The following is a 26946-nucleotide window of genomic DNA, read 5'->3' as shown; positions in this document are numbered from 1 at the left end:
CTACTGCGTGAGGTTCGTCCCTCACCGCAACAGGTTTTCGACGTGGGGTCCACGGTTACACGAGATGTGACCGATGCGTCGGCATCACACGTCATCACGCGACTCGACAGTCGTGCAGTGCTGCGTCCTGCAGCAACTCGGCTGGACGTGCTCGTTCGGAAAGAAGGGAACACAGTGGCGGATCGCCTGATAGTGCGAGGTGCACGAGAGCACAATCTGCGGGGAGTCGACATCGACCTGCCCCGCGATGCGCTGATCGTGTTCACGGGTCTGTCCGGCTCGGGCAAGTCGTCCCTCGCCTTCGACACGATCTTCGCCGAAGGTCAGCGCCGCTACGTGGAGTCGCTGTCCGCGTACGCGCGGCAGTTCCTCGGCCAGATGGACAAGCCGGACGTCGATTTCATCGAGGGCCTCTCGCCTGCGGTCTCCATCGATCAGAAGTCGACCAACCGCAACCCGCGATCGACGGTGGGCACCATCACCGAGGTCTACGACTACCTGCGTCTGCTGTATGCGCGTGCAGGCACGGCCCACTGTCCGGTGTGCAACGAACAGATCGCGAAGCAGACTCCGCAGCAGATCGTCGATCAGGTGCTGGACATGGAGGAGGGCCTCAAGTTCCAGGTTCTCGCACCGGTGGTGCGCACCCGCAAGGGCGAATTCGTCGACCTGTTCGACTCGCTGAACACCCAGGGCTACTCACGTGTTCGCGTCGACGGCGTCGTACATCAGCTCACGAGCCCACCGGTGCTCAAGAAGCAGGAGAAGCACGACATCGAGGTCGTCGTCGACCGCCTGACCGTCAAGTCGAGTTCGAAGCAGCGTCTGACCGACTCGGTGGAAACCGCCCTTCGCCTGGCCGACGGCATCGTGGTGCTCGATTTCGTCGACCGTGACGAGAATGCATCGGACCGCGAACGCCGGTTCTCCGAGAAGCTCGCCTGCCCCAACGGTCACCCGTTGTCCATCGACGATCTCGAACCGCGGTCGTTCTCCTTCAACTCGCCGTACGGTGCGTGCCCGGATTGTGTCGGACTCGGCGTCCGCAAGGAGGTCGACCCGGAGCTGGTCGTTCCCGACGGTGATCTCAGCCTCGCGGACGGTGCCATCGCACCGTGGTCGATGGGCCAGACGTCGGAGTACTTCGGCCGCCTGCTGTCCGGACTCGCCGACGCCATGGGGTTCGACCTGAACGCGCCGTGGAACAAGTTGCCCGCCAAGGTCAAGCGTGCGGTCCTCGAAGGCAGCGATCACCAGGTGCACGTGAAGTACAAGAACCGCTACGGCCGCACGCGGTCGTACTACGCCGAGTTCGAGGGTGTGATGCCGTTCCTGCACCGCCGGTTGGAGCAGACCGAGTCCGAGCAGATGAAGGAACGCTACGACGGCTACATGCGCGACGTGCCGTGTCCCACCTGCAACGGTGCCAGGCTGCGGCCCGAGATCCTGTCGGTGACGATCGCGGCAGGCGACTTCGGGCCGAAGTCGATCGCCGAGGTGTGCGAGTTGTCGATCGCCGACACCGCAAATTTCCTGAACAGCCTCACTCTCGGTCGCCGCGAGGAAGCTATCGCAGGTCAGGTCCTCAAGGAGGTGCAGGCTCGCCTCGGCTTCCTGCTGGACGTCGGCCTGGAATACCTGTCACTGGCCAGGACCGCCGGCTCGCTGTCGGGCGGCGAGGCCCAGCGCATCCGACTCGCCACCCAGATCGGATCGGGACTCGTCGGCGTTCTCTACGTGCTCGACGAGCCGTCGATCGGACTGCATCAGCGCGACAACCGTCGGCTCATCGACACGTTGACGCGGTTGCGCGATCTCGGAAACACGCTGATCGTCGTCGAGCACGACGAGGACACCATCCGCACCTCGGATTGGATCGTCGACATCGGTCCGTTGGCGGGTGAGCACGGCGGGCGCGTCGTGCACAGCGGTTCGTACGAGGACCTGCTGACCAACGAGGAATCACTGACCGGCGCCTATCTGTCCGGGCGGATGGAGATCCCGCTGCCCGACACCCGTCGTGTCGTGGACAAGAAGCGTCAGGTCACCGTGGTCGGTGCCCGCGAGCACAATCTCCGTGGCATCGACGTCAGCTTCCCGCTCGGCGTGCTGACCTCGGTCACCGGGGTGTCGGGTTCGGGCAAGTCCACACTCGTCAACGACATCCTCGCGACGGTGATGGCCAACAAGCTCAACGGTGCCCGTCAGGTTCCCGGTCGGCACACGCGCATCAACGGACTCGACCAGCTCGACAAGCTCGTGCGGGTGGATCAGTCGCCGATCGGACGAACGCCGCGCTCGAACGCGGCCACGTACACCGGTGTGTTCGACAAGATCCGCACGCTGTTCGCGGCGACCACCGAGGCCAAGGTGCGCGGCTATCAGCCCGGTCGATTCTCGTTCAATGTCAAGGGCGGTCGGTGCGAGGCATGCTCGGGAGACGGCACGCTCAAGATCGAGATGAACTTCCTGCCCGACGTCTACGTTCCGTGCGAGGTCTGTGAGGGTGCGCGGTACAACCGCGAGACACTCGAAGTCCATTACAAGGGCAAGACCATCGCCGAGGTCCTGGATATGCCGATCGAGGAGGCTGCGGACTTCTTCGAGGCGATCACGTCGATCCACCGCTACCTCAAGACGCTCGTCGAGGTCGGTCTCGGGTACGTCCGACTCGGACAACCGGCAACGACGTTGTCCGGCGGCGAGGCACAACGCGTCAAGCTGGCAGCGGAACTGCAGAAGCGGTCAACCGGCCGCACGGTCTACATTCTCGACGAACCGACCACCGGCTTGCACTTCGAGGACATTCGCAAGCTGCTCGGCGTCGTGAACGGCTTGGTGGACAAGGGCAACACGGTGATCGTGATCGAGCACAATCTCGACGTCATCAAGGTCTCGGACTGGGTCATCGACATGGGCCCCGAAGGTGGTTCCGGCGGCGGAACGGTTGTGGCGCAAGGTGATCCGGAGGCGGTGGCGGCGGTCTCGGAGAGCTACACCGGCAAGTTCCTGCAGGAGGCGCTCACCCGTGAGTCGGTCGTCGCTCCGCCGGTGAAGGCCGCTCCGAAGAAGCGCAAGCCCCGCAAGGTCGCCGCCGTCCGATGAGCGCAGCGGCCTGCTGGAGGCAGTAGTCCGATTCACACCGCGTGAACGACGAAGCCGCATCCGGTACTCACCGGATGCGGCTTCGTCGGGCTGTATGGACTCGGCTGGTGTTCTGCTCAGTGAACCGGACCCGTGTACTTTTCGCCGGGGCCCTTTCCTGGCTCGTCCGGGTGGGCCGACGCTTCCCGGAAGGCGCGCTGCAGTGCCTGCAGCCCGTCGCGAATGGGTCCGGCATGGGGGCCGAGGTATTCCACCGACGCGGTGACCAGGCCTGCCAACGCAGTGATGACGCGTCGTGCCTCGTCGAGGTCCAGGTAGGGGCTCTCCGCGGGATCCGGCTCGGAGAGTCCCAACTTCTCGGCGGCGGAACTCATCAGCATCACCGCAGCGCGGCTGATGACCTCGACCGCGGGGACCTCGGCGAGTTCACGGACTTCGGGCTCGGTGCCGACTGGGTCGGCACCCGCGGGATCGCCATCGGCGGGAGTGGGGGAGCTGGTCATGCCTACGAGAATCCCACGCCGCCTGCCGCAGGGAGAATCGGGTGCCGACGCTGTCGGGGGCGATCGGGCTCGATTGTTGGTTTCTGGAATCGGCTGGTAGTGTGACTCGACGACCGTCTTCGGCGTGCGCTCCTCGATGGAGTTCACCGCACGGAGGCAGCAAGTGGAGCCCGACTCCCACCGGCACGTAGCCTTCAACAAGCTACTTCCGGTCCGGTCGCGCGACGGAAGTCTTCACCGATTTCCTCCGTGCTTCCTCCCAGTGAGGAGACTGTACGACGACAGTTGTCGTGCGGGTCGACCGGTCGACATCGGGCCCTGCTATCGGATCACACCGAGAGCGGGGTTTTTTCGTTGCAGCGGTTCGTACCGCTGCGGGGAATGTCGAGGATCGACGGCGACGGGCTGTGCCAGTGGCAGGCGGTCGGGTTACACACCACACCGCACTACCTAGGAGGCCCCATCAGCACTGAGACCCGCATCAACGATCGCATCCGAGTTCCCGAGGTCCGGCTTGTCGGACCGGGCGGTGAACAGGTGGGGATCGTGCGTGTTGAAGATGCACTCCGCTTGGCTCTCGAAGCCGACCTCGATCTTGTAGAAGTAGCTCCCGACGCACGTCCGCCGGTCTGCAAGATCATGGACTACGGGAAGTTCAAGTACGAGGCTGCGCAGAAGGCGCGCGAATCGCGCAAGAACCAGACGCTCACCGTCATCAAGGAGCAGAAGCTCCGTCCCAAGATCGACGCGCACGACTACGAGACGAAGAAGCGCAACGTCGTTCGCTTCCTCGAAGCCGGCTCGAAGGTCAAGGTCACGATCATGTTCCGCGGCCGCGAGCAGTCGCGTCCCGAACTCGGCTTCCGTCTGCTGCAGCGCCTGGGCGCGGACGTCGCGGAGCTCGGCTTCGTGGAGACCTCGGCCAAGCAGGACGGCCGCAACATGACGATGGTGTTGGCGCCGCACAAGGGTGCCAAGACTCGCGTCAAGGCACAGGAGAGCGCAGCGGCTCCGCCCGCACAGCGTGCACCGGCCCCCGCGCCGGAACAGCCCGCCGACGCAGCCCCGGCTGCCGAGGCACCGGCCGCAGCAGCTCCGGCTACTCCGGCGCAGACCAACTGAGCCTCGCGCTCTACCAGTAAGACAGCCCTACACCTGCTTCGGTGCACAGGATTTCCGTTGCGATGTGCGGCTGTGCCATGCAACACCGAAGAGCTATTACAGAAGAAGAGGATTTCATGCCCAAGCAGAAGACCCACAGTGGTGCCAAGAAGCGATTCAAGGTGTCCGGCAGCGGCAAGATCCTGCGCCAGAAGGCCGGCCGTCGCCACCTGCTCGAGCACAAGCCCACCAAGGTGACTCGTCGCCTCGATGGTGTCGCCGTTGTCAAGAAGGCCGACGTGCCGCGGATCAAGCGCCTGCTCGGCATCTGATTCGGCCCGCCGCCGACTGATTTCGGTCGGCTTCATCCCATTACCATTCGGGGTTTCACACACCCCCAGATCGACAGGATTCACCAGTGGCACGCGTAAAAAGGGCCGTCAACGCCCAGAAGAAGCGCCGTTCGATTCTCGAAGCGTCCAAGGGCTACCGCGGACAGCGCTCACGTCTGTACACCAAGGCCAAGGAGCAGCAGCTCCACTCGCTGACCTATGCGTACCGGGACCGCCGCGCGCGCAAGGGTGACTTCCGCAAGTTGTGGATCACGCGTATCAATGCTGCAGCTCGCGCCAACGACATCACGTACAACCGCTTCGTCCAGGGCCTCAAGGCCGCGGGCGTCGAGGTCGACCGCAAGATCCTCGCCGAGCTCGCTGTGTCGGATGCTGCGGCGTTCGCAAGCCTGGTCGCCATCGCCAAGGCTGCACTGCCTGCCGATGTCAACGCTCCGGCCGGAGAAGCAGCCTGAGCGAGTCGACGTACGACGACTCAACACCGAAACGACCCGTGGATTCGCTGACCGAGCGAACTCCGCGGGTCGTTTCGGCCGTCAAGCTCGCTCGAGCCGCGGAGCGCAAGAAGACCGGACTGTTTCTGGCCGAAGGCTTCAATGCGGTGTCCGAGGCGGCGCAGTCCCGGTTGGTTCGTGAGCTGTTCTTCACCGCGGATGCTCTCGAGCGCCACCATGACCTCATCGCGTCCGTCGAGGCGGGTGGCGCACGAGTTCATCCGATCACCGACCGTGCTGCGAAGGCGTTGTCCGACACCGTCACTCCGCAGGGCCTGATCGCAGTCACCGAGTTGGTCGACGTCCCGATCGACCGTGCGTTGGCCGGGACACCGCGGCTGGTGGCCGTACCGGTGGAGATGGCCGAGCCGGGCAACGCCGGGACGGTCATCCGCGTCGCCGACGCGGCAGGAGCGGATTCGGTTGTTCTGCTGGGCGATTCGGTGGATCCCCACAACGGCAAATGCGTCCGCTCCTCGGCAGGCAGCGTGTTCCACCTGCCCATCGCTCGGGAGCGATCGATCGAGTCCGGAATCGACGCGTTGCGCAGGGCGGGACTGACCATCGTCGCCACGGCCGCCGATGGCGAAGTGGACTTGGACGACGCCGACGAACTGCTCACGCAACCGACCGCGTGGTTGTTCGGCAACGAGGCGCACGGGCTCCCCGAGTCCGTGACGCGCGATGCCGATCACCGCATCCGAATCCCGATCCACGGCCGCGCCGAGAGCCTCAACCTGGCAACCGCCGCAGCGATCTGCCTGTACGCCAGCGCCAGGGCGCAACGACGCTCCGAAACCCCGTGAGCACGTCTCGCCTAGGATCGATACCTGTCTGCTCCGCGCAGGAGCGAAGCCTGCGCAACGACCGTTCGTGGCAGACACCGACTATTACTCGAGGAGTGCAGCTGTCGTGGCGAAGAAAGAAGCCGGACCCGAGCCGGTAGATCCGAGCGTTCTCGAGGAGTCTGCGCTCGGATCCGCAGTGGACTCGGCCGAGCAGGCGTTCGCCGGCGCGTCGGACCTCGATGCTCTGACCAAGGTCAAGATCGATCATGTGGGTGGCAAGGCTCCGCTGGCACTGGCGCAGCGCGCACTCGGTGCGCTCCCCGGGGACCAGAAGGCGGACGCGGGCAAACGCGTCAAGGCAGCGCGTGATCGAGTGCAGAAGGCCTTCGACGAGCGACGCGCCGTGCTGTCTGCCGAGCGTGACGCCGCCATCCTGGTCGCAGAGACCATCGACGTGACGCTGCCGACCGACCGAGCTCCCGTCGGTGCCCGGCACCCCATCACGATCATTTCCGAACAGGTGGCCGACGTGTTCGTCGCCATGGGCTGGGAGGTCGAAGAAGGCCCCGAGGTCGAGACCGAGCATTTCAATTTCGATGCGCTCAACTTCCTGCCCGACCACCCGGCGCGCACGATGCAGGACACGTTTCACATCGCGCCCGAGGGTTCGCGGCAGGTGTTGCGCACCCACACCTCTCCGGTGCAGGTTCGGTCGATGCTCTCGCGCGAGGTTCCGATCTACGTCGTCTGCCCGGGACGGACGTTTCGCACGGACGAACTCGACACGACGCACACTCCGGTCTTCCATCAGGTAGAGGGTCTTGCCATCGACAAGGGCCTGACCATGGCGCACCTGCGCGGCACATTGGATGCGTTCGCCAAGGCGTTGTTCGGTAACGACACCCGTACTCGCATGCGCCCCAACTACTTCCCGTTCACCGAGCCGTCGGCCGAGGTCGACGTGTGGTTCCCGAAGAAGAAGGGCGGGGCCGGTTGGGTCGAGTGGGGTGGCTGCGGAATGGTCAACCCGAAGGTGCTGCAGGCCAGCGGTATCGACCCCGAGGTCTATACCGGATTCGCGTTCGGAATGGGTCTGGAGCGGACGCTGCAGTTCCGCAACGACATCCCGGACATGCGCGACATCGTCGAGGGCGACATCAGGTTCACGTTGCCCTTCGGTGTTCAGGCCTGACGGAAATTTCTCACCCGCCCCACTTCTTCTCGGATACAAGAAAGAGCTGAGCACACGTGCGAGTCCCACAATCCTGGCTGACCGAGGTCCTGCACGCGGGGACTCCCGACTGGGCCGTGTCGCCCGAGGAGCTCGACGCCGGTTTCGTGCGGGTCGGGTTCGAGGTCGAGGAACTCGATTCACTGGACAATGTGACCGGACCACTGGTGGTGGGTCGGGTGAGTTCGATCGAGGAGCTGACCGAGTTCAAGAAGCCGATTCGCTTCTGCCTGGTGGACGTCGGAGCTGCCGAGCCTCAGGAGATCGTGTGCGGTGCCAGGAACTTCGCCGAGGGTGACCTGATCGTGGCCGCCTTGCCGGGCAGCGTCCTGCCCGGGGGATTCGCCATCGCGTCGCGCAAGACCTACGGCCGCAACTCCAACGGCATGATCTGCTCGACGCTCGAGCTCGGGCTGGGCCGGGATCACTCCGGGATTCTGGTGTTGCCGGAGGGCACGGCCGCTCCGGGTGACGATGCCAAAGTTGTTCTCGGGCTGCAGGACTCGGTGATCGAGCTGAACGTGACCCCGGATCGCGGTTACGCCTTCTCGGTCCGCGGCCTCGCCCGCGAACTGGCCTGCAGTTTCGACCTCCCGTTCGTGGATCCGGCGCGCACGGTCCCCACCGAGGTCACCGGTGATGCATGGTCTGTCACCGTCGAACCGAACTCGGGCGCATCGCGATTCGCGTTGCGCAAGATCGTCGGTATCGATCCGGCGGCGACTACGCCCTGGTGGATGCAGCGTCGACTGCTGCTGGCCGGCGTACGCCCGATCTCGGCGGCCGTCGATGTCACCAACTACGTGCTCCACGAACTCGGGCAGCCGTTGCACGCGTTCGATGCGGCGAAGCTCGACGGCGATCTGGTCGTCCGGCGTGCGAATGCGGGGGAGAAGCTGACCACACTGGACGGCGTCGAGCGTTCCCTCGATCCCGAGGACGTCGTGATCGCCGACGGATCGGGAGCGATCTCGTTGGCCGGTGTCATGGGCGGCGCGTCCACCGAAGTCGACGACTCGACCACCGAGGTCGTACTCGAAGCTGCGTCGTTCGATCCGCTCGCGGTGTTCCGCACCGGGCGCCGTCACAAGCTCTCCAGCGAGGCCAGCAAGCGTTTCGAGCGGACCGTGGATTCGGCACTTCCGGTGGCGGCGCTCGATCGGGCGGCACAGTTGCTGGTCGAGATCGCCGGCGGACGGATCGAGCCCGTGCTGACCGACATCGGCGAAGCCGCCGAATATGCCACGGTCACGATGGACTTCGACCTGCCGGATCGGATCGCTGGAGTGCAGTACCCCAACGGAACCGCTGCTCGACGCTTGACGCAGATCGGCTGCACAGTCGAGGTGTCGGTCGACGACGGCGGGCACGGCCAGCTCATCGTCACCCCGCCGTCCTGGCGACCGGACCTGGTGCAGCGCGCCGACCTGGTGGAAGAGGTGCTGCGGCTCGAGGGGCTCGAACAGATCCCGTCGGTACTGCCGTCGGCTCCGGGAGGTCGTGGCCTCACCGCCGAACAGAAGCGCAGGCGCGCTGTCGGCAAGGCACTCGCGTTCTCCGGGTACGTCGAGGTGTTACCTCCGGTGTTCCTGCCCAAGGGCGTGTTCGACACGTGGGGTCTCGACGCGTACGACCCACGGCGCGCGACCACCGCGGTGCTCAATCCACTCGAGGCCGACCGTCCCGAGCTCGCAACCACTGTGCTTCCCGGTTTGCTCGAGATGCTGAGCCGGAACATCGCGCGCGGTCAGCGAGACGTCTCGCTGTTCGGCATTGCTCAGGTGGTGCTCCGACACGACGCCACCGCAGCTGTGGACGCGCTGCCGGTCGACCGTCGTCCCACCGACGACCAGATCGCCATGCTTCGTGGTTCGTTGCCTGCGCAGCCGGTGCACGTGGGCATGGTGCTCACCGGTCAGCGTGAGTTGTCGGGTCCGTGGGGTCCCGGCCGCGCCGCAGAGGCCGCCGATGCGTTCGCTGCGGTACGTACGGTGGCCGAGGCGTCCGGAGTGCACGTCGATCTTCGTGCGGCACAGCACCTTCCGTGGCATCCGGGTCGGTGCGCGGAGGTCCTGCTCGACGGTGAGGTCGTCGGATACGCGGGCGAGCTGCATCCGGCGGTGCTCGAGCGGGCGGGCCTGCCGCCGCGTACGTGTGCCGTGGAGTTGAGCCTGAGCGCTCTCCCCGTCGTCGAGTCGCTCCCTGCCCCCGAGGTGTCTCCGTATCCGGCGGTGCTGCAGGACGTGGCCGTGGTGGTCGACGCGTCCGTACCAGCGGCGTCGGTGGAAGCCGCGCTCACTATCGGCGGTGGCGACCTGCTCGAGTCGATTCGACTGTTCGACGTCTACGAGGGTGAGCAGGTCGGCGAGGGTCGCAAGTCGCTGGCGTTCGCGCTGCGGTTCCGCGGTGCGGACGGCACCTTGACCGAGGATCAGGCAACGGCTGCGCGCGATGCGGCGGTCGAAGCGGCATCGAAGGCTGTCGGCGCGCAGCTGCGCAGTTGAATCGGCGCAGCCGCGCAGTTGATCCGTGCACGCCCGGGATCGTGTGTCCGTAGCGTGGAGTCACGAGTACCACGGGTGACGGGAGCAGCGCATGAGTGAATTCGGAACAGACGGTGCGGCGACGGATCTTCAGGTGATCGAGGAGATTCTTGCCGCCGTGGCGGGTCGTCCGCGACTCGCCCCGGTGGCAGCAGCCGCGTCTGCTCTGGCGGCCGAGTTGGGTACTGCCCGGCCGGAGCCGATCACGCCCGATCGCGGAGCGCCACCCGGAACGGTTCCCGACGTGGACGTTCCGCAGGTGACGAAGCCGCGGATCGACCAGCCGCTCGGTGATCCACCACCGGGGGCTCCGCTCGGCGGCACGGTACCGGGGATCATCGATGCGGAGCTGGTCGACGACCTGCCTGTCGGTACCGCATACGGTTCCGGTGCGGTGAGCGCGCCGATCGGTGACTTCACCGATTCGGGGGTGCCCACGTGGGACGGTGTGCGCGACAAGGTGGAACAGCGATCGGGCACAGCCGTGGGCGCGGAGGAGTTGGACCGAGAGTCAAGGGCAGGCCGTGACCTCGACGAGCAGTGGAACGAACGCCAGGAAGCCGGCCGAAAGAAGCTCGACGAGATCCGCAGGTCCATGGGCGGACGCTGACACACCGGACCCGTTCATGAATGAGCTTGCATGATGCTGCATAATAAACCGCATGACTATTTCGGAGGCAACGCCGAGGCGCATCGCGGTGGCGGGCGCAAGTGGGTACGCCGGCGGTGAAATTCTTCGACTGCTGCTCGGGCACCCGGGAGTGCGCGACGGTTCGCTGGTCATCGGCACTCTGACCGCGGGCGGCAATGCCGGTGCGACGCTGGGTGAATTCCATCCCCATCTGTTGCCTCTCGCAGACCGAGTTCTCGCCCCGACCTCCGCAGACGAACTCGCAGGGCACGACGTCGTGTTCCTGGGGCTCCCACACGGCAAGTCCGCCGAGCTCGCGCTGCAACTGCCCGAGTCCGTGGTGATCATCGATTGCGGGGCCGATTTCCGCCTCACCGACGGTGCGGCCTGGGAGAAGTACTACAAGAGTCCTCACGCGGGCAGTTGGCCGTACGGCTTGCCGGAGTTGCCGGGCTGCCGTGAGCGGTTGGTCGGTGCCACTCGCATCGCGGTTCCCGGGTGCTACCCGACGGTGTCGTCTCTCGCGCTCGCACCCGCTGTCGCCGCAGGAATCATCGAGCCCCGTGTCAATATCGTTGCCGTCAGCGGTACTTCGGGTGCAGGCCGAGCTCCCAAAGCCGATCTACTCGGTTCGGAGGTGATGGGTTCGGTTCGGGCGTACGCGGTTGCGGGCGCGCACCGCCACACTCCCGAGATCGTGCAGAACCTCTCGGCCGTCGCCGGTAGCGCTGTTGCGGTGTCCTTCACGCCGGTTCTCGCGCCGATGCCTCGCGGAATCCTGGCCACCTGCACCGCGATCACCACCGCCACGCAGGGACAGGCCGTCGAGGTCTACGAGAAGGCGTACGCGGCAGAGCCGTTCGTGCACGTGCTTCCGGCCGGACGACTTCCGCAGACCGGTTCGGTCATCGGGTCGAACGCCGTGCAGATGAGCGTGTCGGTCGATGCGGACGCCGGCTTGCTCGTCGTGATCGCGGCCATCGACAATCTGGCCAAGGGCACGGCGGGAGCCGCAGTTCAATCCATGAATCTTGCACTGGGAATCACCGAGACCGAGGGTCTCTCTACCGTAGGAGTAGCGCCATGAGCAGCGTCGGGAGCCAGGCGGAGGCCGTCGGCATGGTTGCGGGCAAGCTCGTGCGCACGCAGGGCGTCACCTGTCCCGCGGGTTTCCGCGCCGCCGGTATTACGGCCGGTATCAAGGCAAGTGGCAAGTCCGATCTGGCCTTGGTGTTCAACGAGGGTCCCGATTTCGCTGCGGCGGGTGTCTTCACCCGAAACAAGGTCAAGGCTGCGCCGGTGCTGTGGTCTCAGCAGGTGCTCTCCACCGGACGGCTGCGCGCGGTGATTCTGAATTCCGGTGGTGCCAATGCCTGCACGGGTGCGCCTGGCTTCCAGGATTCGCACCGGACAGCCGAGGAAGTGGCGTCCGCACTGAGCAATTGGGGTTCCGAGACGGGAGCGATCGAGGTTGCCGTGTGCTCGACGGGTCTCATCGGTGATCGGCTCCCGATGGACAAGCTGCTGCCCGGCGTGACCGAGGTGGTGCACGAACTCGCGGGCGGTATTTCGGGTGGTACCGACGCGGCGTACGCGATCATGACCACCGACACCGTGCCCAAGCAGGCGGCCGTTCATCATGCCGACAAATGGAACGTCGGCGGCATGGCCAAGGGTGCAGGCATGCTGGCACCGTCGTTGGCCACGATGCTCAGCGTCATCACCACCGATGCCGTCGCCACTGCAGACCAGCTGGACAAGGCGCTGCGCGCGGCGACCCGGATGTCCTACGACCGGCTCGACGTCGACGGCGCGTCCTCGACGAACGACACCGTGCTGCTGCTCTCCTCCGGGGCCAGCGGAGTGGCACCGTCGCAGGAAGAACTCGACGCCGCGGTCCTGGCGGTGTGCGACGACCTGGCCGACCAGATGATGGCAGACGCCGAGGGCGTGACCAAGCGGGTGCGGATCACCGTGTCGGGTGCGATGAGCGAGGACGACGCCCTGATCGGCGCGCGCGCGGTCGCCAGGGACTCGCTGACCAAGACGGCCCTGTTCGGGTCGGATCCCAACTGGGGTCGGGTGCTCGCGGCAATCGGTATCGCCCCGATCGAGCTCGATCCGGATCGAATTGCCGTGTCCTTCAACGGCAATCCGGTGTGCATCGACGGCGTGGGAGCGCCGGGGGCTCGGGAGGTCGATCTGTCCGGTGTCGACATCGCGGTGACCATCGATCTCGGTCTCGGCGCAGGGTCGGCCACCATTCGAACCACCGATCTCTCGCACGCGTACGTCGAAGAGAATTCGGCGTACTCGTCATGACCTCGGCCGCTCTGCAATTGACGGCCGCGCAGAAGGCCTTCACGCTCGCCGAGGCTCTGCCCTGGCTGCAGCGATTCGCGGGCAAGGTCGTCGTCGTCAAGTACGGCGGAAACGCCATGATCGACGACAATCTGAAGCGGGCCTTCGCGGCCGACATGGTATTTCTGCGCACCGTCGGAATCCATCCGGTGGTCGTTCACGGCGGCGGGCCACAGATCTCGGCCATGCTGACCAGACTCGGCCTGGCAGGTGAATTCCGCGGCGGATTCCGCGTCACCACCCCCGAGGTCATGGACGTCGCGCGGATGGTGCTGTTCGGGCAGGTCGGGCGCGAGCTCGTCGGCCTGATCAACGGCCACGGTCCCTACGCCGTGGGAATCTCCGGTGAGGATGCGCACCTGTTCACCGCGACGCGGCGCACCGTGCTGGTCGACGGCGCCGAGACCGATATCGGTCTCGTCGGCGACGTCACGTCGGTGAACCCCGCAGCGGTCTTCGATCTCATTGCGGCAGGACGAATTCCGGTGGTGTCCACCATCGCTCCCGACCGCGACGGCGTCGTCCACAACATCAACGCGGACACTGCGGCAGCGGCGCTGGCCAGTGCCATCGGTGCCGAGAAGATGGTGGTGCTCACCGATGTCGAAGGCCTGTACACGGATTGGCCCGATCGCAGCTCGTTGACCTCCGAGATCGACGCGTCCACGCTCGAGGCGTTGCTGCCCTCGCTCGACGCCGGGATGGTGCCGAAGATGGAAGCGTGCCTGCGGGCGGTTCGAGCCGGTGTTCCGTCGGCTCATGTCATCGACGGTCGCGTCGAACATTCCGTGCTGGTGGAGCTGTTCACCGGTGAGGGAATCGGCACCATGGTCACCCCCGATCACTCGTCTACGTCAGGAGTCACGCCATGACCGGCACCGAGTCCACCCTCGATCTGCAACAGCGGTGGTCGAATTCGTTGATGGACAACTACGGTGTTCCGCGCGTGGCGCTCGTCCGCGGCGAGGGTGCGGTGGTGACGGACGCCGACGGAAAGCAGTATCTGGACCTGCTCGCGGGTATCGCCGTGAACATTCTCGGACACGCCCATCCGGCGGTGATCGAGGCGGTCACCACTCAGCTGTCCACTCTCGGGCACACCTCGAATCTCTATGCGACAGAACCCGGTATCGCGTTGGCCGAGCAATTGCTCGCGCACCTCGGTGCCGGGGCCACCGGCCGGGTGTTCCTGTGCAATTCGGGAACCGAGGCCAACGAGGCGGCGTTCAAGATCGCTCGCCTGACCGGCCGCCCCAACATCGTGGCAGCCGAGAAGTCCTTTCACGGCCGGACGATGGGCGCGCTCGCACTGACCGGTCAGCCGGACAAGCGGACCCCGTTCGAGCCGATGCCTGCCGGCGTGCAGCACGTTCCGTACGGCGATGTGGCCGCGCTGGAAGCCGTCGTCGATTCCGATACCGCCGCAGTGTTTCTCGAACCGATCATGGGCGAGGGCGGAGTGGTGGTTCCGCCCGAGGGATACCTCCTCGCTGCGCGCGAGATCACCGCGAAGCACGGTGCACTGCTTGTCCTGGACGAGGTGCAGACCGGTATCGGCCGAACGGGATGGTTCTACGCCCACCAGTCGGTCGGCATCGTGCCCGACGTCATCACACTCGCCAAGGGCTTGGGCGGTGGCCTGCCCATCGGGGCCTGCATCGGCATCGGAGCGGCGGGGGAGTTGCTGCATCCGGGCAAGCACGGCACCACGTTCGGTGGCAATCCCGTGTGCGCGGCGGCGGCTCTGGCCGTCTTACGCACCATTGCCGACGAGGATCTGCTCTCGCACGCGGACAGCATCGGCAAGACCATCGCGCACTCCATCGAGGGTCTGAATCACCCTCTGGTGAGCCATGTTCGGGGTTCGGGTCTTCTCCTCGGCGTGGTTCTCACCGCCGCCGTCGCGCCGGCGGCCGAAGCAGCCGCGCGCGAGGCAGGCTTCCTCCTCAACGCGGCACAGCCCGACGTGCTCCGGCTCGCACCACCGTTGATCATCACCGAAGACCAAGCCGCGTCGTTCGTGACGGCGCTACCGGCAATTCTCGACGCAGCACAGGAGGCTCATCAGCCATGACCGTTCAGCATTTCCTCCGGGACGACGACATCACGCCTGCGCAGCAGGGCGAAATCCTCGCTCTGGCAGCAGAGCTCAAGCGTGCACCGTTCTCGAAGCGTCCGCTCGAGGGTCCCAAGGGGATCGGTGTCATCTTCGAGAAGAACTCGACACGCACCCGTTTCTCGTTCGAGATGGGCATCGCGCAGTTGGGTGGTCATGCCGTGGTGGTGACGGGCCGCGACACCCAGTTGGGTCGTGAGGAGACGCTGCAGGACACGGGGCGGGTTCTCTCGCGCTATGTCGAGGCGGTCGTGTGGCGCACGTTCGGGCAGAAGCGGCTCGAGCAGATGGCTACCGGCGCAACGATTCCGATCGTCAACGCCCTCTCCAACGAGTTCCACCCGTGCCAGGTTCTGGCGGATCTGCAGACCCTGATCGAACACAAGGGAAATCTGCAGGGGCGCACCCTGGCCTACTTCGGTGACGGTGCCAACAACATGGCGCACTCGCTGCTCATCGGCGGAGTGACGGCCGGGCTGAACGTGCGGATCGCCGCGCCCAAGGAATTTGCACCGCTCGGCTACGTTCTCGACGCGGCGCATGCGCGTGCCGAGGAAACCGGGGCCACCATCACCATCACCGAGGACCCGTTCGAGGCCGCCGCCGGTGCCGACGCGCTCGTCACCGACACCTGGACGTCGATGGGCCAGGAGAACGACGGTCTCGATCGCGTCGCCCCGTTCCGGCCGTATCGAATCGATTCCGATCTGCTCTCGAAGGCCCAGTCGGACGCTGTCGTGCTGCACTGCCTACCCGCGCATCGCGGCGAGGAGATCACCGACGAGGTGCTCGACGGTCCCCAGAGTGTGGTCTGGGACGAGGCCGAGAACCGCCTGCACGCGCAGAAGGCTCTGCTGGTGTGGCTCCTCGAACAGGCCCGACGACCATGAGCGAGGACGTCACTGCGGTGCCGTTGACCGCGTCGACCCGCGCGGGGAGGCAGGCACGGATCATCGCGTTGCTGGCCACGCATCAGGTGCGCAGTCAACCGCAGCTGGCGTCGTTGCTCGCGGCCGAGGGGATCGACACCACTCAGGCAACTCTCTCGCGGGACCTCGAGGAATTGGGTGCCGTGAAACTGCGCGCGCCGGACGGTGGAGTGGGGGTGTACGTCGTGCCCGAGGACGGCAGCCCGGTCCGGGGAGTGTCCGGCGGCACCGACCGTCTCCTGAAGTTGCTGGGGGAGTTGTTGGTGTCCACCGATCACAGCGGGAACCAGGCCGTCCTCCGCACACCACCGGGCGCGGCGCACTACCTGGCCAGCGCTCTGGATCGTGCTGCGATGCCCGAGATCGTCGGGACCATCGCCGGTGACGACACGATTCTGTTGATAGCCCGCGAGCCACATACCGGTGGCGAGGTCGCGGACAAGATCGAAAAGCTTGCTCGACGCGGTAACTGAGATCCGGTTACCCATCATGCGCAACAAGAACAACGAAGGAGCTTGAACACCATGGCCGAACGCGTCATCCTCGCCTATTCCGGCGGACTCGACACCTCCGTCGCCATCAGCTGGATCGGGAGGGAGACCGGCAAGGAGGTCGTTGCCGTCGCCATCGATCTGGGGCAGGGCGGCGAGGACATGGACGTCGTGCGCCAGCGCGCACTCGATTGCGGCGCAGTCGAATCCGTCGTCGTCGATGCCAGGAACGAGTTCGCCGACGAGTACTGCCTGCCGACGGTCCAGTCCAACGCGCTGTACATGGATCGGTACCCGCTCGTGTCGGCCATCAGCCGTCCGTTGATCGTCAAGCACCTCGTCGAGAACGCGCGGGCGCACGGCGGAACCGTTGTCGCCCACGGTTGCACGGGCAAGGGCAACGACCAGGTTCGGTTCGAGGTCGGCTTCAACACCCTCGCCCCCGAGCTCGAGGTGTTGGCACCGGTTCGCGACTACGCGTGGACGCGCGAGAAGGCGATCAAGTTCGCCGAAGAGAACGACATCCCGATCAACGTGACCACCAAGTCGCCGTTCTCGATCGACCAGAACGTCTGGGGACGCGCGGTGGAGACCGGTTTCCTCGAGGACCTGTGGAATGCGCCGACCAAGGACGTCTACGACTACACCGAGGATCCGACGGTCAACTTCCAGGCTCCCGACGAGATCGTTGTCTCGTTCGACAAGGGTCGCCCCGTCGCGATCGACGGCCGTCCGGTCTCGGTACTCGAAGCTATCCAGGAGCTCAACACTCGTGCCGGAGCGCAGGGTGTCGGCCGCTTGGACGTCGTCGAGGATCGGCTCGTCGGCATCAAGAGTCGCGAGATCTACGAGGCACCCGGTGCCATGGTGCTCATCCGCGCCCACGAGGAGCTCGAGCACGTGACCCTCGAGCGCGAGCTCGGTCGCTACAAGCGCCACACCGATCAGAAGTGGGCCGAGCTGGTGTACGACGGCCTGTGGTATTCCCCGCTCAAGGGTGCTCTCGACACGTTCGTGCAGCACACGCAGGAGCACGTCTCCGGCGACATCCGCCTGGTTCTGCACGCGGGCGGGATCATCGTCAACGGACGCCGCAGTGGCGAGTCGCTGTACGACTTCAACCTCGCCACCTACGACGAGGGCGACACGTTCGACCAGTCCGCGGCCAAGGGATTCGTTCAGCTGCACGGACTCTCGTCGAAGATCGCCGCGAAGCGGGACCTGGGCCTGTGACGAATTCGGAGACCTCGCACGGAACCAACGAGGGTTCGCTCTGGGGCGGCAGATTCGCATCGGGGCCGGCCGCAGCCATGGCAGCGTTGAGCAAGTCGACGCACTTCGACTGGGTCCTCGCGCCGTACGACATCCGCGCATCCATGGCGCACGCGCGGGTGCTGAACGGTGCCGGACTGCTCACCCCGCAGGACCTCGAGACCATGCTCGACGGTTTGCAGCGCCTCGCCGACGATGTCGCGTCGGGCGCGTTCGTGGCAGCCGAGTCGGACGAGGACGTGCACGGCGCTCTCGAACGCGGGTTGATCGACCGGGTCGGACCGGAGGTCGGTGGCCGGCTGCGCGCGGGCAGGTCGCGCAACGATCAGGTGGCCACACTGTTCCGCATGTGGCTGCGCGACGCGGTTCGCCGGGTGTCGGTCGGCGTTCTCGATGTGGTCGACGCGTTGGCCACCCAGGCTGCGGCGCATCCGACGGCCGTCATGCCGGGCAAGACGCATTCGCAGGCCGCGCAGCCGGTGTTGCTGGCGCATCATCTGCTCGCGCACACCCATCCGTTGTTGCGCGATGTGCAGCGCTTCGCGGACTTCGACACGCGAGCAGCGGTGTCGCCGTACGGTTCCGGTGCCCTCGCCGGTTCGTCACTGGGTCTGAGTCCGGAGAAGATCGCAGCCGAGCTCGGGTTCGACTCGTCCGCCGAGAACTCGATCGACGCCACGTCCTCGCGCGACTTCGCCGCCGAAGCAGCCTTCGTATTGGCGATGACGGCAGTCGATCTGTCACGATTCGCCGAGGAGGTCATCTCGTGGAGCACCCCCGAGTACGGCTACGTGACGTTGGCCGATGCGTGGTCCACCGGCAGTTCGATCATGCCGCAGAAGAAGAATCCGGACGTTGCGGAGTTGACCCGCGGAAAGACCGGCCGATTGATCGGTAATCTGACCGGTCTGCTGGCCACGCTCAAGGCGCAGCCGTTGGCATACAACCGTGATCTCCAGGAAGACAAGGAGCCGGTGTTCGATTCGGTGGCGCAGCTCGAGCTGTTGCTGCCCGCGCTCACCGGATTGACGGCGACGCTCGAATTCCACACCGAACGGATGGCCGAGCTGGCACCGGCCGGGTTCACGCTCGCCACCGATATCGCCGAATGGATGGTGCGGCAGGGGATTGCGTTCCGCGTTGCTCACGAGGCTGCAGGAGCCTGCGTCCGGGCGGCCGAGGCGCGCGGCGTCGGGCTGGCGGATCTGACCGACGAGGAGCTGGCCGCGATCGATCCGTCCCTCACTCCGGCCGTTCGTGAGGTTCTCACGGTGGAGGGTTCCATCTCGTCGCGGGATGCGCGTGGTGGCACGGCCGCTGTGCAGGTTGCGCATCAGCTCGGGGGCGTGCGGGCCACGGCCGCGACCCTGCGCGCATGGGCCGAGGAACCGGTGTTGCGGCACTGAGTGCGCAATCGATATCCATGCCGGTTTCCTCGAGTGTGATGTGAGAAGCTTTCGTCACGCGAAGATCGATGCCGGTCGTTCGTCGGGGCCGAACGCAGGAGTGTATTTGTGGGACTGAATGCAGACGCCGTACGTGGTCCACTGCGCCGTGCCATCGCCACGGCGCAGAACGGTCTCGAGGTCATCCGTCTCGGTGGTCTCGAGACCGAGGTGGATCCGTCGCCGTTTCGGGTGATGGACCGCGAGCCGATGTATCGGCTTCGGCGGTACTTCCCCGACGATGTGCCTGCCGACAGTCCTCCGGTGGTGCTCATTCCGCCGATGATGGTCTCCGCGGACGTCTACGACGTGACGACCGACCAGGGCGCTGCCGGGATCCTGCACGGCATGGGGCTGGATCCGTGGGTGGTCGACTTCGGCTCGCCGGATACAGAAGAAGGCGGGTGGGGCCGTACGCTCGCCGATCACGTCGTGGCGATCAGCGAGGTCGTCGACAAGGTGCACGAGCACACCGGCCGCGACGTCCACCTGGGTGGCTACTCCCAGGGCGGAATGTTCTGCTACCAGGCGGCGGCGTACCGAGGTGGCCGAAATCTGGCCAGCCTCATCACGTTCGGGGCTCCGGTCGACACGCTCGCCGGTCTGCCTCTCGGGATCCCGGCCGGCGTGGCCACGCGGGGAGCGGAGTTCCTGGCCGACCATGTGTTCACTCGGCTCGCTGTATCGGGGTGGATGGCGCGGACGGGATTTCAGCTACTCGATCCGGCGAAGACCGTGCGATCGCGAGTGGATTTTCTGCGTCAGCTTCACGACCGTGAGGCGCTGTTGCCGCGAGAGCCGCAGCGACGCTTTCTGGCGATGGACGGGTGGGTGGCGTGGTCCGGCCCGGCCGTTGCGGAGTTGTTGAAGCAGTTCGTCGTTCACAACCGCATGATGACCGGCGGGTTCGTCATCAAGGACAGATTGTTGACTCTGGCCGAGCTTACCGTGCCCGTGCTCGCCTTCGTCGGCGAAGTCGACGACATCGGTCAACCGTTGGCCGTGCGCGGCATTCAGCGCGCAGCCCCGCGCGCCCAGGTGTTCGAAACCACTTTGCGTGCAGGTCATTTCGGCTTGGTCGTGGGCAGCACCGCGGCTGCACAGACCTGGCCGACGACGGGAAACTGGATTCGGTGGCGTGAGGACCTCGGACCGAAGCCGGAGGCGGTTCGCGTGATGGAGCGCGAGGGCCACGGCGATTCCGAGAGCGGTGTGTCGATCACCAATCGCCTGATCCACACCGCTGCCTCCATCGCCGAGGTGGGCGTCGGTGTCGGCCGCGGGCTGGCATCGGCGGCGACCGGCGCGGTGCGTGGAACCCGCGAGATCTCTTCCGAGGCCGTGCGCACGTTGCCGAGGCTCGCCCGCCTCGGGCAGATGCAGCCGCACAGTCGAGTCTCGTTGGGCCGCTTGATCGCCGAGCAGGGACGTAAGTCTCCGAACGGAGAGTGCTTCCTGTTCGACGACCGAGTGCACACCTACGACGCTGTCAACGTCCGTATCGACAACGTGGTGCGCGGACTGATCAGTGTCGGGGTGCGACCCGCGTCGCGCATCGGTGTGTTGATGGAGACTCGTCCCAGCGCATTGGCCGCGATGGCGGCGCTCTCGCGGATCGGGGCAGTGCCTGTTCTGCTGCAGCCGGGCAGCGACCTGACCGCAGCGCTGCGGACCGTCGACGTCGACACCGTGATCGCCGATCCGGAAAATGCTGCGGCTGCGGTCCCGGTGGCACCGAACGTTCTGGTGCTCGGCGGTGGTGAGGTTCGGCAACTCGACATCCCGGCCGGCTACGAGGTGGTCGATCTCGAGGCCATCGATCCCGACGCAGTGCGTTTGCCTCAGTGGTACGAGCCGGATCCGGGCCGTGCCCGCGAACTGGCGATGATCCTGTTCACGACGACCGATCGCGGTCTCGAACCGCGATACATCACCAATCATCGCTGGGCGTTGTCTGCATTCGGAACAGCGACGACGGCCGCGCTCGGACCCGGCGATACTGTCTATTGCCTTGCCCCGCTGCATCATTCGGCCGGAATCCTCGTCACGATCGGTGGCGCGCTCGCGGGCGGGTCGCGCATCGCACTCTCCCGTGGTCTCGAGCCGGAGCGGTTCAGCGAAGAGGTGTACCGCTACGGCGTCACCGTCGTGAGCTACACCTGGACGATGATGCGGCAGATCCTCGACGACGGCCGGTTCCCGGTCGACTCCGGCCACCCGGTGCGCCTGTTCATCGGCTCCGGTATGCCGGTGGGGCTCTGGCGACGCACGCTGGCGCGGTTCAGCCCGGCTCGGGTGCTCGAGTTCTACGCATCCACCGAGAACGACGTGATTCTGGCCAATGTGGCGGGCTCGAAGATCGGTTCCAAGGGCCGTCCGCTGCCGGGCAGCGCACGGGTGGCGCTGGCGGCCTACGACCCCATCACCGGCCGCCTCGAAGAGGACGACGACGGCTTCGTCCGGCAGTGCCGCGACGACGAGATCGGGCTGCTCCTCGGCCGACCGAGCGGAGACGGCGAAGCGACCAGTCACGTCATGCGCGGAGTGTTCGAGCCCACGGACGCCTGGATCCCCACCGAGAACCTGTTCCGTCGCGATTCCGACGGCGATTATTGGCTCGTCGACCGCAAGGACACCGTGGTGCGTTCGGCGTGCGGTCCGGTGTACACCCAGCCGATCGTCGACGCGGTGGGTGACCTGGACCAGGTCGACTCGGCCGTGGTCTACGGAGTGCGGGTGACGTCGGATCGGCCACGATCGGTGCGCGTCGAGGCGTCGGCCACCGAGGTGGCGGTCTGCGCCATCTCGCTGCAACCGGAGGCGGTGATCACCGCTCGTGCTTTGACCGACACTCTCGGAGTACTGCTTCCGGCCGAGCGTCCGGCGATCGTGCACGTGGTGACCGAAATTCCGGTGGGACGCGCGTATCGACCCAACGCGACGGCGCTGAAGCAAGCGGGCATCCCGACGCCAAGCGCTCGGTCGTGGTTTTACGACTCGGAGTCGAACAGCTACCGTCGATTGACGAAAGCTGTTGTGGCCGAACGGTTCGTCGGGCGCGAGACCGCGGCCGAAAGATCGTCGTAGGAACGAGACTGCACAGAAGAAAACGGGTTCGGTAGCGTAAGCGAGTACACCACTCCGGTTCGACCGGAGCAGAGCGAAGGACACCTGTGGCAATCGATTCGACACTGCTTTCCATTCTCGCGTGCCCGGTGGACAAGGGCCCGCTGCTGTTGATCGAAGGGGAACTGCTCTACAACCCGCGACTGCGTCGCGCATATCCGATAGAGAACGGCATCCCGGTGTTGCTTGCCGACGACGCCCGCGATGTCGACGACGCCGAGCACGAGTCGATCCTGGCGCGCGCCACGTCCTAGAGCGTGCGGTCGGTCACCGGGTTCGTCGACTACTGGGTTCGTCGACGCAATGTCGCGGCGGCTCCGCTCAGCGCGGCGACGGTGAACGCCGTGACCACGGCGATATCGGTCCACATGGGCCCGGTGACTCCGGGGTACCGGGAAATCTCCTGGAGCGCGTCGACCAGGTAGCTCAGCGGCAGGACATTGCTGATCGTGCTCAACCAATTCGGCATCTGGTCGCGCGGTACCAGGAGTCCGCAGAGAAACAGCTGTGGGATCACGACGACCGGCATGAACTGGACGGCTTGAAATTCGGTGCGGGCGAATGCGCTGCACAGCAGTCCGATGGCGACCCCGAGCATCGCTCCCAGGACTGCGATCACCAGAACCCAACCGACCGAGCCCTCGATGTCGAGCCCGAGAAATCCGAACGCGACGGTGCATGCCAGTAGCGCCTGTCCGACGGCGGCCAGTGAAAAGGCGGACCCGTAGCTCGCGAGTAGGTCCAGTTTGGACATCGGAGTCGTCAGCAGGCGTTCGAGCGTTCCCGAGGTGCGTTCACGCTGCATCGAGATCGACGTGACCAGGAACATGACGACGAACGGCAGGATGCCGAGCATCGTGATCGCGATCCGATCGAACAACGACTGCTGGTTCGGCGGGGTCGGCACGTCTCGGTACAGGAAGTACAGCAACACCATCAGCAGGGACGGAACGAGCAGAACCATGGCCACCGATCGATGGTCGGCTCGCAGCTGTCGCAGGATGCGGCCGGTGCCCGCTGCGTAGATCCGCGCGTTCACGATGTCTGCTCGGTAGATCTGATGAGAGACAGGAATGCGCGATCGAGCGTCGTTTCGTTCGTGCGCTCGAGTAACGCATCGGGGCTCGACTGGGCCAGGACGACGCCGTCGCGCATCAGAACGAGACGGCCACAGTGCTCCGCCTCTTCCATCACATGGCTCGAGACCAACACCGTTGTGCCACTTGCCGCGATATCGGCGAACCGCGACCACAGCTCCGAGCGCAGCACGGGATCCAAGCCGACCGTCGGTTCGTCGAGGACGATCAGCTCGGGTTCGGCGACCAGGGCGCTGGCCAGGGAGACCCGCCCCAGTTGGCCGCCGGAGAGTTCGCCCGCCCGTGACGACGCGTGGTCGGCCAGTCCGACCGCCTCGATGGCCGACGCCACGTCCGCGCGCCGGCGGCCGTACAGCGACCCGAAGTACTGCACGTTCTCGCGAACGGTGAGATCTCGGTAGACGCTCGGTGCCTGGGTCACGTATCCGACTGTGCGGCGCAACGGTGCCGAGCCGGCCGGAGATCCGAGAACTGTCACGGTTCCGCTGTTCACGATCTGAGTGCCGACGATTGCTCGCATGAGAGTCGTCTTGCCGCAGCCCGACGGACCGAGAAGTCCGGTGATGGCACCACGAGGGATAGTCACGGACAGGCTGCGCAGCACCGTTCGCTTACCGCGGCGAACCGTCAGCCCTGTGATCTCGACGGCGTGCTCACCGGTGAACGCCATATCGGCCTCCAGACTTGTCGATGTCGAAGTCATAGCCCCGTCGGCGCTGCGTGGTCAAGGGCGAAGCATCATGGGACGGATGAATGTCGCTGACTTGGAGATCGGAGAACCCGACGACGCAGCCCGACGCATCCTCGGCGGAACCGTCACCGTGGGCGACGTGTCGGTGCGCATCGTGGAAGTCGAGGCCTACGGTGGTCCGCTCGATGGTCCATGGCCGGATCCGGCCGCGCACTCCTTCCGGGGCCCGACTCCTCGCAACGAGGTGATGTTCGGTCCGGCGGGCCGGCTGTACGTATACCTGAGTTATGGCATGCACTTGTGCATGAACGTCAGCTGCGGCCCGGACGGTACGGCAGCCGCCGTGCTGCTCCGAGCGGGTGAAGTGGTGAGGGGCCACGATGTCGTCGAGACCAGGCGCGCCGGGCGCGGTGCTCGGTCCGCACGGGTCGAGGCCGGTTGGGCCCGCGGGCCGGGCAATCTCGGTCGAGCCTTGGGCGTCTCGCTGGCGGACAACGGAACGGACGTGTTCGACGCGTCGTCGGCTGTCACCCTCGAACTACTCGAGCCACGACTGCACGAGAAGGCAGTTGCGTCCGGCCCACGGGTAGGGGTGAGTTCGGCGGCCGATCGTCCCTGGCGCTTCTGGTTGCTCGGGTCGCAGGCGGTGTCGAGCTACAAACGCAGTCCCCGCGCCGCCGCGCCCGGTGGCTCGGAGGCCTGAGCGCCGGCTGGATGCGTCCATACGGGAGGATCGACGTCGTGAGTGAGAACATCATCGACGAAATGACCTGGCGTGGACTGATTGCGCAGTCCACCGATGTGGACGCGCTGAAGAAGGCCACGTCCGAGGGGCCGATCACGCTGTACTCCGGTTTCGATCCGACAGGGCCCTCGCTGCACGCAGGGCACCTCGTGCCGTTGCTGGCGCTCAAGCGTTTCCAGCTGGCCGGCCACCGCCCGATCATCCTCGCCGGTGGTGCGACGGGACTCATCGGTGACCCTCGCGATGTAGGGGAGCGCACCATGAATTCCACCGAGGTGGTCACCGAGTGGGCGTCGCGTATCCGTGGTCAGCTCGAGCGGTTCGTCGACTTGGACGAGAGCCCGACGGGTGCAGTGGTGGTGAACAATCTGTCCTGGACGGGGGAGTTGTCCGCGATCGATTTCCTTCGCGACATCGGTAAGCACTTCTCGATCAACGTGATGCTTGCTCGCGAGACGGTGAAGAACAGGCTCGAGAGCGACGGAATGTCGTACACCGAGTTCAGCTACATGCTGCTGCAGGCGAACGACTACGTGCAGCTCCGCAGGCAATACGGCTGCAGTCTTCAGATCGGCGGCTCCGACCAGTGGGGAAACATCATCGCCGGGGTGGAGCTGAATCGGCGCCAGGACGCCGAGTCGGTGCACGCCATGACGGTTCCGCTGGTCACCTCCGCCGACGGGAAGAAATTCGGCAAATCCACCGGAGGCGGCAGCCTGTGGCTCGACCCGGAGATGACGAGCCCGTACGCCTGGTACCAGTACTTCGTGAACACCGGCGATGCAGACGTCGTGAAGTACCTGCGCTGGTTCACCTTCCTGTCGAAGGACGAGTTGGCAGAACTCGAGTCGGCGACCACCGAGCGTCCGCACGCGCGTGAGGCACAGAAGCGCCTGGCCGCCGAGATGACCACGCTCGTCCACGGCGAAGCAGCGACTCGTTCGGTCGAACTCGCCAGTCAGGCACTTTTCGGGCGAGCCGAACTGACCGAACTCGACGAAAAGACGCTCGCTGCCGCGCTACAGGAAGCATCTGTGGCGGACATCGAAGCAGGTGCACCGAACACCATCGTCGATCTGCTCGTCGCTACGGGGTTGAGCGAGAGCAAGGGCGCTGCCCGACGCGCAGTCAAGGAGGGTGGCGCATCGGTCAACAACGTCAAGATTTCCGACGAAGAATGGACGCCCGGTGCGGACGATCTCCTGCACGGCCGGTGGTTGGTGGTCCGACGCGGAAAGCGGAACTTCGCAGGAGCCCGAATCGCGGACTGAGCTTTTCGTTGTAGTCAGTGGGCGGAGTCACATCCATGTAATTTGGTTACGACGCCCGTCAGGTGGGTGAGTGACCGGTTGCGACCAGGCCGTTCACGCGAATCACGCGTGAACGACCTGGGGATTTGACGCGTTGTTATCCGGGGCGTAACTTTGTCCAGGTCAGAGCGACACGGACGCCAGCCCAGACCGCAAGGCCTGAGCGAAGCGGAGATCGCTTCCGACACCAAGAAGGAGTCAGAGCCGCGAGGTTCGACTTCTTCGCGGATGAGAAGCCAGTTTGACTGTGCTCGATCATCTGATCTAAGCTGGAACGGTTGCCCCGGACACCCACGAGCTTCAGCTCGAAGGTGAATGGTGTGTGCGTGTTCTTTGAGAACTCAACAGTGTGTCGATGAATGTCAGTGCCGAATTTATTTGGTGAAAGCATTCGATGTGTCAGCCATCCGCTTGTGGTGGTTGTTGTCGGGTGTTGTTTGAAAATGCTAGTTGAGTTTTTTTGCTAGTGATTTGACTCTTTATGTTTATGACTGATTTGCAGTTTCGACTGTTGATCGAGAGTCTTTTACGGAGAGTTTGATCCTGGCTCAGGACGAACGCTGGCGGCGTGCTTAACACATGCAAGTCGAGCGGTAAGGCCTTTCGGGGTACAC

At 65.4% G+C, this 26946-nt stretch carries 23 protein-coding genes and 1 rRNA gene; 21 read left to right on the top strand and 3 right to left on the bottom strand.

All coding sequences use genetic code 11. The features are described 5' to 3' along the window. Positions 1-174: 174 nt before the first annotated feature. Positions 175-3105, top strand: a complete 2931-nt coding sequence (gene uvrA, locus CH302_RS13955) for an excinuclease ABC subunit UvrA (RefSeq protein ID WP_037193459.1) — start codon at positions 175-177, stop codon at positions 3103-3105. A 116-nt stretch (positions 3106-3221) separates the two neighbouring features. Here uvrA and CH302_RS13950 read toward each other — a convergent pair whose 3' ends face one another. After that, positions 3222-3608 (bottom strand): DUF1844 domain-containing protein, encoded by a 387-nt coding sequence (locus tag CH302_RS13950; RefSeq protein WP_037193458.1) that lies wholly within the window; start codon positions 3606-3608, stop codon positions 3222-3224. A gap of 381 nt (positions 3609-3989) precedes the next feature. Here CH302_RS13950 and infC point away from each other — a divergent pair, with 381 nt between their 5' ends. The 17 genes from infC (at position 3990) to CH302_RS13865 (ending at position 22743) form a co-directional block, all read left to right on the top strand. Next, positions 3990-4730 carry a translation initiation factor IF-3 gene (gene infC, locus CH302_RS13945; protein WP_045199680.1) on the top strand — a complete coding sequence of 247 codons (741 nt, stop codon included), beginning with the start codon at positions 3990-3992 and terminating at the stop codon, positions 4728-4730. 116 nt (positions 4731-4846) lie between these two features. Continuing rightward, positions 4847-5041: a 50S ribosomal protein L35 gene (rpmI, locus tag CH302_RS13940; RefSeq protein ID WP_008715923.1), complete on the top strand. Its 195-nt coding sequence runs from the start codon at positions 4847-4849 to the stop codon at positions 5039-5041. 86 nt (positions 5042-5127) lie between these two features. Then, a complete protein-coding gene (gene rplT, locus CH302_RS13935) occupies positions 5128-5517 on the top strand; it encodes a 50S ribosomal protein L20 (RefSeq protein ID WP_032378959.1) in 390 nt (129 codons plus the stop codon). Between the two features lie 38 nt (positions 5518-5555). Next, positions 5556-6362: a TrmH family RNA methyltransferase gene (locus CH302_RS13930; protein WP_037192629.1), complete on the top strand. Its 807-nt coding sequence runs from the start codon at positions 5556-5558 to the stop codon at positions 6360-6362. Positions 6363-6468: 106 nt separating this feature from the next. Then, entirely contained in the window at positions 6469-7536 is a 1068-nt protein-coding gene (gene pheS, locus CH302_RS13925) for a phenylalanine--tRNA ligase subunit alpha (protein WP_037193457.1), read from the top strand. Positions 7537-7592: 56 nt separating this feature from the next. Then, complete coding sequence (pheT, locus tag CH302_RS13920; RefSeq protein WP_037192628.1) at positions 7593-10079, top strand: phenylalanine--tRNA ligase subunit beta; 2487 nt, start codon at positions 7593-7595, stop codon at positions 10077-10079. A 91-nt stretch (positions 10080-10170) separates the two neighbouring features. Next, positions 10171-10728: a hypothetical protein gene (locus tag CH302_RS13915; RefSeq protein ID WP_037192625.1), complete on the top strand. Its 558-nt coding sequence runs from the start codon at positions 10171-10173 to the stop codon at positions 10726-10728. Positions 10729-10780: 52 nt separating this feature from the next. Beyond that, positions 10781-11836, top strand: coding sequence for an N-acetyl-gamma-glutamyl-phosphate reductase (argC, locus tag CH302_RS13910; RefSeq protein ID WP_037192623.1), 1056 nt, complete (start codon positions 10781-10783; stop codon positions 11834-11836). Between the two features lie 32 nt (positions 11837-11868). Beyond that, a complete protein-coding gene (argJ, locus tag CH302_RS13905; RefSeq protein ID WP_170946009.1) occupies positions 11869-13071 on the top strand; it encodes a bifunctional glutamate N-acetyltransferase/amino-acid acetyltransferase ArgJ in 1203 nt (400 codons plus the stop codon). Beyond that, positions 13068-13982, top strand: a complete 915-nt coding sequence (argB, locus tag CH302_RS13900; RefSeq protein WP_037192619.1) for an acetylglutamate kinase — start codon at positions 13068-13070, stop codon at positions 13980-13982. Before argJ ends, argB begins: the two co-directional genes overlap by 4 nt. After that, on the top strand, positions 13979-15184 hold the full coding sequence (locus CH302_RS13895) for an acetylornithine transaminase (protein ID WP_037192617.1): 1206 nt from the start codon (positions 13979-13981) through the stop codon (positions 15182-15184). The genes argB and CH302_RS13895 overlap by 4 nt, the downstream gene beginning before the upstream one ends. Then, the gene (argF, locus tag CH302_RS13890) at positions 15181-16116 is read left to right on the top strand and encodes an ornithine carbamoyltransferase (protein ID WP_037192614.1); all 936 of its coding nucleotides are present in this window, start codon (positions 15181-15183) and stop codon (positions 16114-16116) included. Before CH302_RS13895 ends, argF begins: the two co-directional genes overlap by 4 nt. After that, entirely contained in the window at positions 16113-16628 is a 516-nt protein-coding gene (locus tag CH302_RS13885; protein WP_037192611.1) for an arginine repressor, read from the top strand. Before argF ends, CH302_RS13885 begins: the two co-directional genes overlap by 4 nt. A 51-nt stretch (positions 16629-16679) precedes the next feature. Beyond that, positions 16680-17879 carry an argininosuccinate synthase gene (locus tag CH302_RS13880; RefSeq protein WP_037192608.1) on the top strand — a complete coding sequence of 400 codons (1200 nt, stop codon included), beginning with the start codon at positions 16680-16682 and terminating at the stop codon, positions 17877-17879. Then, positions 17876-19324 (top strand): argininosuccinate lyase, encoded by a 1449-nt coding sequence (gene argH / locus CH302_RS13875; RefSeq protein WP_037192605.1) that lies wholly within the window; start codon positions 17876-17878, stop codon positions 19322-19324. Before CH302_RS13880 ends, argH begins: the two co-directional genes overlap by 4 nt. 108 nt (positions 19325-19432) lie before the next feature. Continuing rightward, positions 19433-22450, top strand: a complete 3018-nt coding sequence (locus CH302_RS13870) for an AMP-binding protein (RefSeq protein WP_037192603.1) — start codon at positions 19433-19435, stop codon at positions 22448-22450. A gap of 86 nt (positions 22451-22536) precedes the next feature. Beyond that, positions 22537-22743: a Trm112 family protein gene (locus tag CH302_RS13865; RefSeq protein ID WP_037192601.1), complete on the top strand. Its 207-nt coding sequence runs from the start codon at positions 22537-22539 to the stop codon at positions 22741-22743. A gap of 29 nt (positions 22744-22772) precedes the next feature. On the opposite strand, the gene CH302_RS13860 is transcribed toward CH302_RS13865, so the two are convergent. Together CH302_RS13860 and CH302_RS13855 are read right to left on the bottom strand one after the other, a co-directional pair. After that, positions 22773-23528 carry an ABC transporter permease gene (locus CH302_RS13860; RefSeq protein ID WP_037192599.1) on the bottom strand — a complete coding sequence of 252 codons (756 nt, stop codon included), beginning with the start codon at positions 23526-23528 and terminating at the stop codon, positions 22773-22775. Continuing rightward, positions 23525-24256, bottom strand: a complete 732-nt coding sequence (locus CH302_RS13855) for an ABC transporter ATP-binding protein (protein ID WP_037192597.1) — start codon at positions 24254-24256, stop codon at positions 23525-23527. Before CH302_RS13855 ends, CH302_RS13860 begins: the two co-directional genes overlap by 4 nt. A 79-nt stretch (positions 24257-24335) precedes the next feature. On the opposite strand from CH302_RS13855, the gene CH302_RS13850 reads away from it, so the two are divergent. The 3 genes from CH302_RS13850 to CH302_RS13840 all read left to right on the top strand — a co-directional run. Beyond that, complete coding sequence (locus CH302_RS13850; RefSeq protein ID WP_037192595.1) at positions 24336-24980, top strand: DNA-3-methyladenine glycosylase; 645 nt, start codon at positions 24336-24338, stop codon at positions 24978-24980. Positions 24981-25018: 38 nt separating this feature from the next. Beyond that, complete coding sequence (gene tyrS, locus CH302_RS13845; RefSeq protein ID WP_037192592.1) at positions 25019-26293, top strand: tyrosine--tRNA ligase; 1275 nt, start codon at positions 25019-25021, stop codon at positions 26291-26293. Positions 26294-26857: 564 nt separating this feature from the next. Next, positions 26858-26946, top strand: a 16S ribosomal RNA gene (locus CH302_RS13840); the annotation flags it as partial.

Origin of the sequence: Rhodococcus sp. 15-2388-1-1a (assembly GCF_002259145.1) — a bacterium.
GTDB lineage: Bacteria > Actinomycetota > Actinomycetes > Mycobacteriales > Mycobacteriaceae > Rhodococcoides.
This window is presented reverse-complemented; position numbering and strand designations above follow the sequence as displayed.